11 protein-coding genes are annotated in these 14472 nt (G+C 66.9%); all 11 read left to right on the forward strand.

Annotated features, from left to right (window positions below; all coding sequences use genetic code 11):
• The first annotated feature begins 89 nt into the window (after positions 1-89).
• The 11 genes from ACEVFP_RS04135 (at position 90) to rpoB (ending at position 14394) form a co-directional block, all read left to right on the forward strand.
• The gene (locus tag ACEVFP_RS04135; protein ID WP_375003758.1) at positions 90-809 is read left to right on the forward strand and encodes an MlaE family ABC transporter permease; all 720 of its coding nucleotides are present in this window, start codon (positions 90-92) and stop codon (positions 807-809) included.
• 2 nt (positions 810-811) lie between these two features.
• Positions 812-1645, forward strand: a complete 834-nt coding sequence (locus ACEVFP_RS04140) for an MlaE family ABC transporter permease (protein ID WP_375002176.1) — start codon at positions 812-814, stop codon at positions 1643-1645.
• Between the two features lie 6 nt (positions 1646-1651).
• Entirely contained in the window at positions 1652-3106 is a 1455-nt protein-coding gene (locus ACEVFP_RS04145; protein WP_375002177.1) for an MCE family protein, read from the forward strand.
• The gene (locus ACEVFP_RS04150) at positions 3103-4215 is read left to right on the forward strand and encodes an MCE family protein (protein ID WP_375002179.1); all 1113 of its coding nucleotides are present in this window, start codon (positions 3103-3105) and stop codon (positions 4213-4215) included. The genes ACEVFP_RS04145 and ACEVFP_RS04150 overlap by 4 nt, the downstream gene beginning before the upstream one ends.
• On the forward strand, positions 4215-5168 hold the full coding sequence (locus ACEVFP_RS04155; protein WP_375002180.1) for an MCE family protein: 954 nt from the start codon (positions 4215-4217) through the stop codon (positions 5166-5168). The genes ACEVFP_RS04150 and ACEVFP_RS04155 overlap by 1 nt, the downstream gene beginning before the upstream one ends.
• A complete protein-coding gene (locus ACEVFP_RS04160; RefSeq protein WP_375002182.1) occupies positions 5168-6463 on the forward strand; it encodes an MCE family protein in 1296 nt (431 codons plus the stop codon). The genes ACEVFP_RS04155 and ACEVFP_RS04160 overlap by 1 nt, the downstream gene beginning before the upstream one ends.
• Positions 6463-7842: an MCE family protein gene (locus ACEVFP_RS04165; protein ID WP_375002183.1), complete on the forward strand. Its 1380-nt coding sequence runs from the start codon at positions 6463-6465 to the stop codon at positions 7840-7842. Before ACEVFP_RS04160 ends, ACEVFP_RS04165 begins: the two co-directional genes overlap by 1 nt.
• A complete protein-coding gene (locus ACEVFP_RS04170) occupies positions 7839-9113 on the forward strand; it encodes an MCE family protein (RefSeq protein WP_375002185.1) in 1275 nt (424 codons plus the stop codon). The genes ACEVFP_RS04165 and ACEVFP_RS04170 overlap by 4 nt, the downstream gene beginning before the upstream one ends.
• Complete coding sequence (locus ACEVFP_RS04175; RefSeq protein ID WP_375002187.1) at positions 9110-9718, forward strand: hypothetical protein; 609 nt, start codon at positions 9110-9112, stop codon at positions 9716-9718. The genes ACEVFP_RS04170 and ACEVFP_RS04175 overlap by 4 nt, the downstream gene beginning before the upstream one ends.
• On the forward strand, positions 9715-10602 hold the full coding sequence (locus tag ACEVFP_RS04180; RefSeq protein WP_375002188.1) for a hypothetical protein: 888 nt from the start codon (positions 9715-9717) through the stop codon (positions 10600-10602). Before ACEVFP_RS04175 ends, ACEVFP_RS04180 begins: the two co-directional genes overlap by 4 nt.
• Before the next feature lie 372 nt (positions 10603-10974).
• Positions 10975-14394 (forward strand): DNA-directed RNA polymerase subunit beta, encoded by a 3420-nt coding sequence (gene rpoB / locus ACEVFP_RS04185; protein WP_375003759.1) that lies wholly within the window; start codon positions 10975-10977, stop codon positions 14392-14394.
• Positions 14395-14472: the final 78 nt, after the last annotated feature.

Genomic DNA, 14472 nt, shown 5'->3' on the forward strand with positions numbered 1-14472 from the left:
CGGTCCTGTCGTGGTTCTGAGGGAGTCCTCGCGTGAGCGTGGCTCAGCTGACCGCTCCCGCCCGCATCGCGGGCGGGCTCTTCGCCTTCATGCTCGACGTCTTCGTCGCGCTGTTCAAGCGACCCTTCCAGCTCAAGGAGTTCTTGACGCAGGCGTGGTTCATCGTCACCGTGACGATCATCCCGACCGCGCTCGTCGCGATCCCCTTCGGCGCCGTCATCGCGCTGCAGGTCGGCGGACTCATCCAGCAGTTCGGTGCCCAGTCCTTCACCGGGTCGGCCGCCGTCCTCGCCGTCGTGCGCAACGCCGGACCGATCGCCACGGCCCTGCTCATCGCCGGTGCTGCCGGCTCGGCGATCGCCGCCGACTTCGGCTCCCGCAAGATCCGCGAGGAGCTGGACGCCATGATGGTGCTCGGCATCGACCCGATCCAGCGCCTGGTGGTCCCGCGAGTCCTGGCCTGCATGCTCGTGGCGGTCTTCCTCAACGGCCTGGTCAGCGTCGTGGGAGTGGCCGGCGGATACTTCTTCAACGTCGTCCTGCAGGGCGGCACCCCCGGTGCCTACCTCGCATCGTTCACTGCCCTGGCCCAGCTGCCCGACATCTACCAGGGCATGGTCAAGGCGCTGTTGTTCGGCTTCGTCGCCGCGATCGTGGCCTCCTACAAGGGCATGAATGCCAAGGGCGGTCCCAAGGGCGTCGGTGATGCGGTCAACGAGTCCGTCGTCATCACCTTCATCCTGCTGTTCATCATCAACTTCGTCGTCTCGGCCACGTACCTGCAGCTCGTGCCGCCCAAGGGGATGTGACCATGGCGAACTCACGGATCACTGCCCTGTACGAGACGCCGGCCAAGCAGGTCGACGAGCTCGGCCGGCAGATGCTGTTCTACATCCGGGTCTTCAAGGCCATCCCGGTCACGCTGCGCAAGTACATGAAGGAGGTCGTGCGCCTGCTGGCCGAGGTCGCGCTCGGCTCCGGTTCGCTCGCCATCATCGGTGGCACGGTCGGCGTCATCGCCGCCATGACCTTCTTCACCGGCACCGAGGTCGGCCTGCAGGGCTACGCGGCCCTCGACCAGCTCGGCACCGCCGCCCTGTCCGGCTTCGTCTCGGCCTACTTCAACACCCGCGAGATCGCCCCGATCGTCGCCGGCATCGCGCTGGCTGCCACTGTCGGTTGCGGATTCACCGCCCAGCTGGGTGCCATGCGCATCTCCGAGGAGGTCGACGCGCTGGAGGTCATGGCCATCCCGTCGATGCCCTTCCTGGTCTCCACGCGAGTGCTGGCCGGTCTCGTGGCCGTCGTCCCGCTCTACGTGGTCGGGTTGTTGTCGTCCTACTTCGCGACCAGACTGACCATCACCCAGCTACAAGGTCAGAGTGCGGGTACGTACGACCACTACTTCTCCACGTTCCTACCGCCAGGTGACGTGCTGTGGTCCTTCGGCAAGGTGCTCATCTTCGCCGTCGTCGTGATCTTGATCCACTGCTACTACGGCTACTACGCCTCCGGCGGCCCCGCTGGTGTGGGTGTGGCCGTGGGCCGTGCCGTCCGGACGTCCATCGTCGCCGTCAACGTCGTCGACCTGCTCGCCTCCATGGCGATCTGGGGTACGACCGCCACCGTGAGATTGGCAGGCTGATCGCCCATGGCTGCAACTCCTCTGGCTGAGCGCCCCACCGCACTGAAGGTGCTGGGCATCGGTTTCGTCGTGCTCATGCTGTTCTTCGTGTGGCTCACCTATGCCTTCTTCAACAAGACGTTCGAGAGAGCGGAGATGGTCACCCTCCAGACGTCCAAGTCCGGCTCCAACTTGCCCATGAACGCCGACGTCAAGCTGCGCGGGATGATCGTCGGATCGGTCCGCTCCATCGAGCCGAGCGACCAGGGCGTCACGATGCAGCTGGCGATCAAGCCCGAGTACATCGACCGGATCCCCGCCGACGTCACCGCCGACATCATCCCCAAGACGCTCTTCGGCGAGAAGTACATCTCGCTCATCGCCGCCGAGGGCGCCGGGCCGGACAGCGAGTCCCTCAAGGCCGGCGACACCATCACCCGCGCCGAGGTGCCGATCGAGGTCGAGGACCTGCTCAACGACCTCTACCCGTTGCTGCAGGCCGTCGAGCCCGCCGACCTCTCCTACACGTTGACCGCGATGGCGCAGGCACTGGAGGGGCGCGGCGAGAAGCTCGGCGAGACCCTCGTGACGGCCAACGACTACCTCAAGGAGATCAACCCCGACGTGCCGGTGCTGGTCGATGACCTGGTCAAGCTCGGTGAGGTCTCCGACATCTACGCCAAGGAGCTGCCCACGGTCGCGAGGTTGCTGCGCAACTCCGTCACCACCGGCAACACGCTCGTGGCCAAGCGCACCGAGCTCGCGGCGTTCTTCGACGAGGGCACCCGCCTGGCCGACACGCTCACCGAGTTCGTCGCGGCCAACGCCGACGACCTGGAGGCGCTGGGCTCGCAGAGCCGCGAGATCCTGCAGGTCTCGGCCAAGTACTCCTCGACGTTCCCGTGCTTCCTGGGTGGCATGGCCACCTCGGTCGAGCGGCTCGACAGTGTGCTGCGCAACCGCACGGTGCACATCGACCTCAAGACCCTCGCGACGCAACCGACGCAGTACGAGGAGGGCGAGGAGGCCAACTTGCCGGACCAGGCCGTGATCGACTCGAGCTCCTACGCCCAGCCCACCGGGCCCAACTCCATCGAGCAGGTCTGCGAGAGCCTGCCCCAGTACAGCAACGAGACCGGTCCGGACGGCTACCGCACCGACGCCGGCAACCCTTCCGGGTCGCTCGCGCAGGACAAGGTGCCGTTCAACGTTCCACCGGAGGTCTACACGCTCGTGGGGCTCACCAACAGCCACAACAGCAAGTTCGGCGAGGACGAGGACTTCGAGCGTGCCGCTGCGGCCTCGCTGGGCGACCTGGGCTACTGGAGCCCCAGCCTGGCCAACACCGACAGCGAGCAGCAGCGTGACCAGGTCCGCCAGCTCGCCGCCGCCATGGCGGGGGTCGAGGCCTCCGACGTCCCGGATGCCGCGTCGCTGCTGCTCAGTCCGGTCCTGCGTGGAGCGGAGGTGCAGGCCCCGTGAAGCTCGACAAGGAATCCCTGTCCGCACTGCTCAAGCTGGCCGTCTTCTTCGGCTTCACCGGCGGCGCGACCCTGCTGCTCATGGTCGTGCTGAGCCAGGGCCTGTTCCAGAGCACCGAGACCTACCAGGCCCGATTCAGTGACGCCACCGGAGTGGCCAAGGGCGACGACGTCCGCATCAGCGGAGTTCGTGTGGGCGAGGTGAAGAGCGTCGACATCGTCGAGAGCGACGAGGCGCTGGTGACCTTCGGCGTCGACTCCGACATCCCGCTCACCCAGAACACCAACGCCCAGCTGAGGTTCCGCAACCTGGTCGGTCAGCGCTACATGGCGCTCTACCAGGGCGGTGAGGGTGGCACGCAGCGTCTCGAGCCCGGCAGCACGATCCCGCAGGAGCGCACCGAGGAGGCACTGGACCTCAACGTCCTGCTCAACGGGTTCAAGCCGGTCTTCCAGGCACTCTCGCCGGAGGACACCAACCAGCTGGCCTTCGAGCTGGTCCAGACGCTGCAGGGTGAGGCCGGCAACGTCGAGAGCCTGCTGGCCCGCACGGCCTCGCTCACCCAGACGCTGGCCGGCCGCGACGAGCTCATCGGCGACGTCATCACCAACCTCTCCGACGTCCTGGACACCATCGGCAGCCGCGACGAGCAGCTGACCTCCACGATCGACAACCTTCAGGCGCTCGTGACCGGGCTGAAGGAGGACCGCGGCGCCATCCTCGGCTCCCTGGACTCGATCTCCCTGCTCACCGAGGAGACCTCAGGTCTGCTGAGCGAGGGTCGTGACGACCTCGCCGCGGACGTCAAGCAGCTCAACCGGCTGAGCGGCAACCTGTCCAAGAAGAAGAACCTTGACCAGGTGGAGAAGTCGTTGCAGATCCTGCCGATCAAGCTGGAGAAGCTGGGCAACCTCGCCTCCAACGGTTCGTTGTTCAACTTCTACGTGTGCGAGCTCGACGTCGACCTCGAGATGCTGCCCGGTGACGGCGCGGTGGAGGAGACGGTCGAGGGTGCGATCGGCAGTCTGCTGAACCTCCCCGAGGGCCAGGAGCTCAGCAACCTCAAGACCGGTGGTGCACGGTGCGCGACCGAGGGTGGTGAGTACTGATGAAGCCCTTCCGTGAACGCAACCTGGCCGTCATCGGCCTGCTCGGCTTCGCCGTCATCGGTGCGATGCTGCTGGCGGCCTTCCGGGCGGACCAGCTGCCCATCATCGGTGCGGGCGAGATCTATCATGCCGAGTTCGCCGAGATCGGTGGACTGCGTGACGACGCCGAGGTCCGCGTGGCCGGCATCACCGTCGGCAAGGTCCAGTCCATCGACCTTGAGGGCAACAAGGTCAATGTCACCTTCAAGATCGACAAGGGCACCCAGCTCGGCCAGGAGACCGGCGCCGAGATCAAGCTCCGTACCCTGCTGGGCGCACAGTTCCTCGCGCTGACGCCCAACGGCAGCGGAGACCTGGACGAGGGCGACACGATCCCGGTGGACCGTACGGTCCCGCCCTATGACGTCGTCGAGGCCTTCTCCGACCTCACCGAGGTCAACGAGGCACTCGACAAGGACCAGATCGCCGCGGCGCTGGAGACGTTGGGCGACGTGGCGGCAGAGACCCCGGAGGAGTTCCGGGGCGCCATCCAGGGAGTTTCCGACCTGTCGGAGAACCTCGTGGCCCGCGATGAGCAGATCAACACGCTGCTGGTCAATCTCAAGAAGGTCTCCGGAGTCCTCAACTCGCGCAACGAGGAGCTCGAGACGCTCTTCGAGGATGCCTCGGTGCTCTTCGATGCGCTGAGCTCGCGGCGCGAGTCGATCAACCGCCTGCTCGTCTCCACCCAGGAGATCTCGGCGGAGCTGCAGACGTTGGTGGAGCAGACGCGCGCCGACCTCAACCCGGCCCTGACCCGTCTGGAGCGTGTCACCGACATGCTGAAGCGCAACCAGGACAGCCTCGATGCGGCCCTCACGACGCTGCCGGCGTTCCTGCGGGTCTTCTCCAACGCGCTCGGCACGGGACCGTGGTTCGAGACCTACGTGCAGATCGGCGGTGACAACAACTGATGTCCGGACTCCTGGAACGTTTCGCCGCTCTGAGCCGCATGATCACCGTCCTGGTGGTCCTGCTGCTGGTGGCCGGTGCGGTCTTCGTCTTCGTCGATCGCACCGAGTCGCGCACGCTCACCGTGGACTTCCCCCGCACCAACTCCCTGTACGAGGGCTCGGACGTCAAGATCCTCGGCGTCAACGTGGGCACGGTCGACAAGCTCACCCCGCGCGGTGAGACCGTGCGGGCCGAGATCTCCTACCCCAAGGACGTGCGGCTGCCCGATGACGTCAAGGCCGTCATCGTCTCCCCGTCGATCGTGGGTGACCGTTTCGTCCAGCTCGCGCCGGCCTTCGACGGCGGCGCGGAGCTGAAGGACGGTGCCTCGCTCGGGCCGGATCGGACCGAGGTGCCGGTCGAGCTCGATGAGGTGTACGGCTCGCTGGACGACCTCTCCGTGGCCCTCGGTCCCGACGGCGCCAACTCCGACGGCGCGCTCAGCCGCCTCGTCGACGACACCGCCGCCCAGCTCGATGGCCAGGGGGCTCAGCTGAACCAGACGATCCGCAACTTCGGTCAGCTCGGCCAGACGTTGTCGGACAACAAGGACGACCTGTTCGGCACGGTGCGCGAGGTCTCGCAGTTCGTCGAGCTCCTCGACCGCAACGACTCCTCGGTCCGTGCGTTCTTCGACTCCACCGCGGAGGTCTCCGAGGTGCTCGAAGGTGAGCGTGAGGATCTCGCGCTCACGCTGGAGGCGCTGGGTGACGCGCTCGTGGAGGTGCGCACGCTGGTGCGTGACAACCGCGAGGAGCTGCGCGGCAACGTCGACAACCTGCAGAGCATCGCCGAGGTGCTGGCGCAGCACGAGCAGGACATCGAGGGCTTCACCGTCAACGCCCCCACCGCGTTGTCCAACGTGGCCCTCACGTACAACGGCGAGTTCGGCACGCTCGACAACCACGCCGACGTCCTGGGCCTGCTCACCGGCCTGGTGGGCGGGCTGCCCAGCGTGCTGTGCAACGCGGCGGAGGGCCTCGGGCTCGAGGAGGTCCCGGTGATCGGAGACCTGTTGCTGGATGGCTGCCGCACCCTGGCCGACGCTGTCAGTCCGGTGACCGATGGGCTCGCCGACGGCATCGGCGACGCCGCCGGTTCCTCCGGTGACGATGCCTCCGCAGAGGAAGAAGTGGACGAGGAGCTGTTGCAGCAGCTCCGCGAGGGGCTGGGAGCAGAGCGCACCGGCGTGACCTCCGGACAGTCCCCGGACCGGACCCAGACGTCGCTCGAAGAGATGTTGGCGGTGCAGTGATGATCAGGACCGCACGCACCAGGCTCGCCGCGGTGGCCGCGGCCGCCGCCGTGCTGCTCAGCGGCTGTGGGATGTCCCCCTACGACCTGCCGCTGCCCGGCGGCGCCAACGTCGGGGACGACCCCTACGAGGTGACGGTGGAGTTCCGCGACGTGCTCGACCTCGTGCCGCAGAGCGCGGTGCGGGTCGATGACATCGCCGTCGGCAAGGTCACCAAGATCGAGCTCGACGGCTGGACGTCCACGGTGACCCTGCAGGTCAACGACGACGTCGAGCTGCCGAACAACGCCGTGGCCAACCTGCGCCAGTCCAGCCTGCTGGGTGAGAAGTTCGTGGCGCTGGAGGCCCCCGAGAACCCCGGTCCCGGACGTCTCGCCGACGGCGACCACATCGGTCTGGACCGCTCGGGGCGCAACCCTGACATCGAGGAGGTCCTCGGTGCCGCCTCGCTGCTGCTCAACGGTGGCGGTCTGGAGAAGACCAACACGATCGTCAAGGAGCTCAACCGCGCGCTCGACGGCAACTCCCCGGAGATCAAGGAGCTCCTGCGGACCTCCGAGGACTTCCTCGGTCAGCTCGACGACAACTCCGAGGACCTCCTGACGGCGCTGGAGAAGGTCAACCACCTCGCCGAGACCACGCAGGAGCAGGAGGGTGCGATCGTCGAGGCACTCGATGAGCTGCCCGAGGCTCTGGAGGTGCTCGATGAGCAGCGCGACGAGATCGTCTCCCTGCTCGAGGCGCTCGACGGCCTGAGCGACGTCTCCGTCGACGTCATCCGACGTACCAAGGGCGACACCCTGGCTGTGCTCCGCGACCTCGAGCCCACCCTCAGGGGCTTGGCCGACGCGGGCGACGACCTCGCCACGAGCATGCAGGTGCTGCTGTCCTTCCCCTTCACCGACGCGATCGTCGGCAACAGCGTCACGCGTGCGCGGGAGACCTGTGAGCCGGACCTGACCTCTGCCGACGAACGGGCCGTGAGCGACACGGCGTGCTACGGGGACTACTCCAACCTCGACATCCGCCTGAAGCTCGACTCCGACCAGATCGAGAACCTCCTGCGGGGCGTCATCAGCCTGGGCAACACCCTGACTCCGTCCGACTCCGACGCCCCCGCCAGCACCCAGAGCGAGGCTGCTGAGTCCGACGAGGACGGCCTCGTCGATCTCGTCGAGGGTCTCGCACCGGCCGACTCAGGCAACGACAGTTCTCCTGAAGGTCCGTCGCAGCACAGCGATGGGGGCAGCTCCGGTACCGAGGGTGGCAGCGGCTTCTGCAACCTGCTCGGAGCGTGCCGCACCACGACGGCCGATGAGTACATGCAGAATGCGGACGACGCGAGTCGTCTCCTGATCGGACCGGCGGTGGCGCGATGATCACTCGATTCACCAAGATCCAGCTGGTGATCTTCGCCATCATCACGGTGCTCGGCACCGCCTTCGTGGGAGGGCGGTACGCCGAGGTCGACCGGATCTTCATCGATCGCACCTACCCCGTGACCGCCAAGTTCGAGGACTCCGGAGGGATCTTCGCCGGTGCCCAGGTGACCTACCGAGGCATCGAGGTCGGCCGCGTCGGCGAGCTGGAGTTCACTCGTGACGGTGTCGATGTCGTGCTGGACATCGAGAAGGACGCCCCCGACATCTCCGCCGACGCCGAAGCGCACGTGGCCAACAAGTCAGCCATCGGCGAGCAGTTCGTCGACCTGCAGCCGCAGAGCAACCAGGCCCCGTTCCTGCAGGCGGGCTCGACGATCGAGACCACCAAGACAGCCATCCCGATCGACACCACCACGTTGCTGGTCAACGTGAACTCGCTCGTGAAGTCCATCGACACCGACAACCTGAGCACCCTGGTGGCCGAGCTCGGAGCAGCCTTCGAGGGCACGGGCCGTGACCTGACACGCATCGTGGACACCACGACGGAGTTCATCAACGAGGCCGACGCCAACATCGACGTCACCCGTGACCTCATCCACAACTCCCAGGGCGTGCTGCAGACCCAGATCGACAAGCAGGGCCAGCTGGCCACGTTCTCGGAGAATCTCGCGTTGTTCTCCGACACCCTCGTGGAGTCCGACGCCGACGTCAGGCGCCTGCTCGATGAGGGCACGCCCGCAGCGCGGGAGACCCGCGAGCTCGTCGATGAGAACGCTGAGGACCTGCGGTCGATCTTCCGTGACCTGCGCGTGGCCACCGAGCCTGTGGCGAGGAACAACAAGGGCCTGCAGGTGCTCTCGATCCTCTACCCGTACCTGCTGGAGGGCTCGTTCAGCGTTGCCGGGCCCAGCGAGCGGGTCAAGGGCGAGTACGACGCCACCTTCGGCCTCGTGCTGTCCTCACCGGTCGGTGACGGCAAGGTCGAGGTTTGCGAGGACGGCCACCGTGAAAGGATGGATCCTGATCAGCTCGGGGAGCGTTCGACGGCTGACCCTGACGCCCAGAACCGGACGCCGCGTGGGTTCGACCTCGACGTGAACTGCACCGATCCGGAGAAGATGCCGACCAGGACGACGTTGGACTCCGAGGACATCAACCGCAATCGCACATCCGTCGCACCCGGCGAGGGCGCGGACGGGGTTGCAGACGATTCCGTCACAGGAAAGGGCGCCCTCTCGTGGCTTCTGCTGGAACCAGCGAGCAATTGAGCTCGGAGTCCGGCAAGCGCCCCAGGTTCGTCGTCCTGACCGGCTTTGGCGTGCTCGTGGGCGTCATCGCCCTCGCTGCCGGACTGCTCGTGCCGCTGCTGCCGTTCGTCGATGACGGCGAGTCTGCTGACCATCGGGAGGTGCTGCAGCGGGCAGAGGACTTCGCCGTCACGTACAACACCTACGACGTCGCCGAGAAGGACGAGTACCAGGAGCGCATGAAGGACCTGCTCACCGAGGACTACTTCGGGGAGTTCAAGCGCATCACGGACGCGGTCTTCTCCGCGCTGGACTCCAAGGAGCAGAGCAGCGGCGATGCCCGCGTCCTCGCCTCGGCGATCGACACCGTGGACGGCGACGACGCCGTGGCCCTCGTGGCGGTCAACGCCTCGATCAGCACCTCGGAGGATGACGCGGCCGTGCAGCGTCGTTTCCGGTGGAAGGTCACCTTCGCCAAGGAGGGGGGCGAGTGGCTGGTGAGCCAGTTCGAGCAGGTCGTCCCGGTGGACGCGGAGCTCGGCGAGCCCGGCGAGGAGGGTGGCCTCGTCCCTGACATGGAGGGTGAGAGCCCCCAGGGTGAGAACCAGAGCGAGGAGGGTCAGTGAGCGGGGAGGAACGTCCTGCACGCCGTCGCCGTATCGCCGGTGAGGGAACGCCGAGCACGGATGCGGCGCAGCAGCCGGCACGACGCGTCGTCAAACGACCCGTCGTCCGTCCAGGTGCCGCCAAGGCTTCCTCGACGTCGCAGGACGTTCCCCTGGATCGCGACGCGCCCGATGACCTCGCGGAGACGGGCGACGATCCTGAGGGCGTCCCACAGCAGGACGTGTCCGAGCGCGAGGAGGCTCCTCGGATCGTCCCGGCCGGCTGGCGCAGGGGCCGTTCGAGGTCCCAGGACGAGCGCGCGGGGGAGGACACCCTGGAGCCGGACGACCTCGAGTCCCCCGGCGAGGGGGAGAGCTCCCGGACCGCGTCGGGACTCACGCCGTCGCGTGCGCGCCTGCGCACCGCGCTCGCGGTGCTCGTGGTGGTGCTGGCGCTCGTCTTCGCCGTCGTCGCCTCCTACTGGGCCGTGCAGAAGATCCGAGGTGGGGCAGGTCTGGAGGCCGCGCAGGCTGAGGCGGCAGCCGCTGCCTCCACTGCGTCCGAGCAGATCCTCGGGTATCGCTACGACCGCCTCGATGAGCACCTGGAGAATGCCCAGGCCCTCATGACCGACGACTTCGCCGAGGAGTTCGAGTCCATCTCACCGGCCCTGGACGACCTCGCGCCCCAGCGCCAGATCGTCGTGGAGGCCACCGCGCGCGACGCCGCCGCGATGCCGTGTGGAGGGGACTGCTCGCGCGACGCGGTTGACGTACTGGTCTTCATCGACCAGGCACGGGTCGCCGACGGCGACGACGAACCGACGGTCTTCGGGAACCGGATCGCGCTGTCGATGGTCAAGTCCGGTGGCGACTGGCTCGTCGACGACATCGAGGCCTACTGAGCATCGCGCTGATCCTCTGCCCTCGCCCGGGCCGTGGCGGACGAGCGACGTCGTCGGCCCAGCGCCAGCATCATGGGCAAAAGCACACCATGCTGAACCATGTGGGAGGCGTTGTCAAGCACCCCGGTTGCATCGGCTTGCTGCAGAGGGTTACACTTGACTTTCGCGCTCACCACGCTTGCTCCAGGCTTGCTCTCAGACCCCTTGACCGGGGTCAAGTGGCGTGCGCAGAAGTCCATACGTGCCACCCTTGCGAAGCCCTTGGAAGGACTCCTCTTGGCCGCCTCGCGCACCTCCGCCCAGAACTCGACTGCCCAGACTGCAGCACAGAACACTCCAGCACAGAGCTCCGCCGGGCTCGCCCCTCGCCGCATCTCCTTCGCCAAGATCTCCGAACCTCTTGAGGTTCCCGAGCTCCTGGCGCTGCAGACCGACAGCTTCGACTGGCTGATCGGCAACGAGAAGTGGCAGGCCGGCGTCGACGCGGCTATCGCCTCCGGGCGAACCGACGTCTCCAGCAAGTCCGGACTGGAGGAGATCTTCGAGGAGATCTCCCCGATCGAGGACTTCTCCGAGACCATGAGCCTGTCGTTCCGTGATCATCGGTTCGAGCCGCCGAAGTACTCCGTCGACGACTGCAAGGACCGCGACGTCACCTACGCCGCGCCGCTGTTCGTCACCGCCGAGTTCATGAACAACGAGACCGGCGAGATCAAGAGCCAGACCGTCTTCATGGGTGAGTTCCCGCTCATGACCGACAAGGGCACCTTCATCATCAACGGCACCGAGCGTGTCGTCGTCTCACAGCTCGTCCGCTCACCCGGCGTCTACTTCGAGCGCACCCCGGACAAGACGTCGGACAAGGACGTCTACACCGCCAAGGTCATCCCCTCGCGTGGCGCCTGGCTGGAGTTCGAGGTCGACAAGCGTGACCTCGTCGGCGTCCGTCTGGACCGCAAGCGCAAGCAGAGCGTCACGGTGCTGCTCAAGGCCCTCGGCTGGTCCGAGGCCCAGATCCTGGAGGAGTTCGGCCAGTACGAGTCGATCCGCCTCACGCTGGAGAAGGACAACGTCGCCGAGCAGGATGAGGCGCTGCTGGACATCTACCGCAAGCTCCGTCCGGGTGAGCCGCCCTCGCGCGAGGCAGCACAGACGCTGCTGGACAACTACTACTTCAACGCCAAGCGGTACGACCTGGCCAAGGTCGGTCGTCACAAGATCAACAAGAAGCTCGGCACCCAGGAGGCGTTCGACGCCCAGACGCTGACGATCGACGACATCGTCGCGACGATCAAGTACGTCGTGGCGCTGCACGCCGGTGAGACCGAGCTCGAGGCCCCGGCCGGCACGGCCATCGTCGAGGCCGACGACATCGACCACTTCGGCAACCGTCGTATCCGCACGGTCGGCGAGCTGATCCAGAACCAGCTGCGCACGGGTCTGGCCCGTATGGAGCGCGTCGTGCGCGAGCGCATGACCACCCAGGACGTCGAGGCCATCACGCCGCAGACGCTGATCAACATCCGTCCTGTCGTGGCGGCGCTGAAGGAGTTCTTCGGCACCAGCCAGCTGTCGCAGTTCATGGACCAGAACAACCCCCTGGCCGGCCTGACGCACAAGCGTCGACTCAACGCGCTCGGTCCCGGTGGTCTGTCCCGTGAGCGCGCCGGCTACGAGGTCCGTGACGTTCACCCGTCGCACTACGGACGCATGTGCCCGATCGAGACGCCTGAGGGTCCGAACATCGGCCTGATCGGTTCGCTGGCCTCCTACGGCCGGATCAACGCCTTCGGGTTCATCGAGTCGCCGTACCGCAAGGTCGAGGGCGGCAAGGTCAGCGACCAGATCGACTACCTCGTCGCGACCGATGAGGACCGCTACATCATCGCCCAGGCGAACTCCCCGCTCAACGATGACGGAACGTTCGTCGACGATGCCGTGCTGGTGCGCCAGCGCGGCGGCGAGGCTGAGCTCCGCCCGGCCAGCGAGGTCGACTACATGGACGTCTCGCCGCGCCAGATGGTCTCCGTGGCCACGGCCCTCATCCCGTTCCTGGAGCACGACGACGCCAACCGCGCGCTCATGGGCGCCAACATGCAGCGTCAGGCCGTGCCGCTGGTGCGCAACGACTCCCCGCTGGTCGGCACCGGCATGGAGTTCCGTGCCGCCGTCGACGCCGGTGACGTGACCATCGCCAAGAAGGCCGGTGTGGTCAAGGAGGTCTCGGCCGACTCGGTGGAGATCATGGAGGACGAGGGCACGTACAGCACGTACCGCCTGTCGAAGTTCCGCCGCTCCAACATGGGCACCTGCACCAACCAGCGACCGTTGGTCGCGCAGGGGGACCGTGTGGAGGTCGGCTCGCCGCTGGCCGACGGCCCGTGCACCGACCAGGGCGAGATGGCCCTGGGCGCCAACCTGCTGGTGGCCTTCATGCCGTGGCAGGGGCACAACTACGAGGACGCCATCATCCTCTCCCAGCGCGTCGTGCAGGACGACCTGCTGACCTCGATCCACATCGAGGAGCACGAGGTCGATGCCCGTGACACCAAGCTGGGCCCGGAGGAGATCACCCGCGACATCCCGAACGTCAGCGACGAGATGCTCGCCGACCTCGACGAGCGCGGCATCATCCGTATCGGTGCCGAGGTCGGCAACGGCGACATCCTCGTCGGCAAGGTCACGCCCAAGGGCGAGACCGAGCTGACCCCTGAGGAGCGCCTGCTGCGCGCCATCTTCGGCGAGAAGGCCCGCGAGGTCCGCGACACCTCCCTGAAGGTGCCGCACGGCGAGTCCGGCACCGTCATCGGTGTGCGTGTGTTCAACGCCGAGGACGGCGATGAGCTCAGCCCCGGCGTCAACCAGCTGGTCCGCGTCTACGTGGCCCAGAAGCGCAAGATCTCCGACGGCGACAAGCTCGCCGGACGCCACGGCAACAAGGGCGTCATCTCCAAGATCCTGCCGCTGGAGGACATGCCGTTCCTCGAGGACGGGTCGCCCGTCGACATCGTGCTCAACCCTCTGGGTGTGCCCGGCCGCATGAACATCGGCCAGGTGCTGGAGACCCACCTCGGGTGGGTGGCCAAGGCCGGCTGGGACATCGGCGACCTCAAGGACGAGTGGGCCGACCGCCTGCGCGCCCTGGGCGCCGATCGGGCCCCCATGGACTCCAAGATCGCCACGCCGGTCTTCGACGGTGCGCGCGAGGACGAGATCCAGGGCCTGCTGGCCTCCACGCTGCCCAACCGCGACGGTGATCGCATGGTCGGCCCCGAGGGCAAGGCGGTGCTGTTCGACGGTCGCACCGGCGAGCAGTTCCCCGACCCGATCAGTGTGGGCTACATGTACATGCTCAAGCTGCACCACCTGGTGGACGACAAGATCCACGCGCGTTCCACCGGCCCGTACTCGATGATCACCCAGCAGCCGCTCGGCGGTAAGGCCCAGTTCGGTGGCCAGCGCTTCGGTGAGATGGAGGTCTGGGCCCTGGAGGCCTACGGTGCGGCGTACGCACTGCAGGAGCTGCTGACGATCAAGTCCGACGACATCCTCGGCCGCGTCAAGGTCTACGAGGCGATCGTCAAGGGCGAGAACGTCCCCGAGCCCGGCATCCCGGAGTCCTTCAAGGTGCTCGTCAAGGAGATGCAGTCGCTGTGCCTGAACGTCGAGGTGCTCAACGCCGAGGGCACCGCGGTGGAGATGCGCGACGCCGAGGAAGACCTCTTCCGCGCGGCGGAGGAGCTCGGTATCGACCTCTCGCGGCGCGAGCCGTCCAGCGTCGAAGAAGTGTGAGACGGGGCCTTCGCCCGGGGGACTGCTCCTCGGCTCGAAGGCCCGGACCACACAACGTGACTACTTCAGATTTCGAAA

This window comes from Aeromicrobium sp. CTD01-1L150, from assembly GCF_041951745.1.
Lineage (GTDB): Bacteria > Actinomycetota > Actinomycetes > Propionibacteriales > Nocardioidaceae > Aeromicrobium.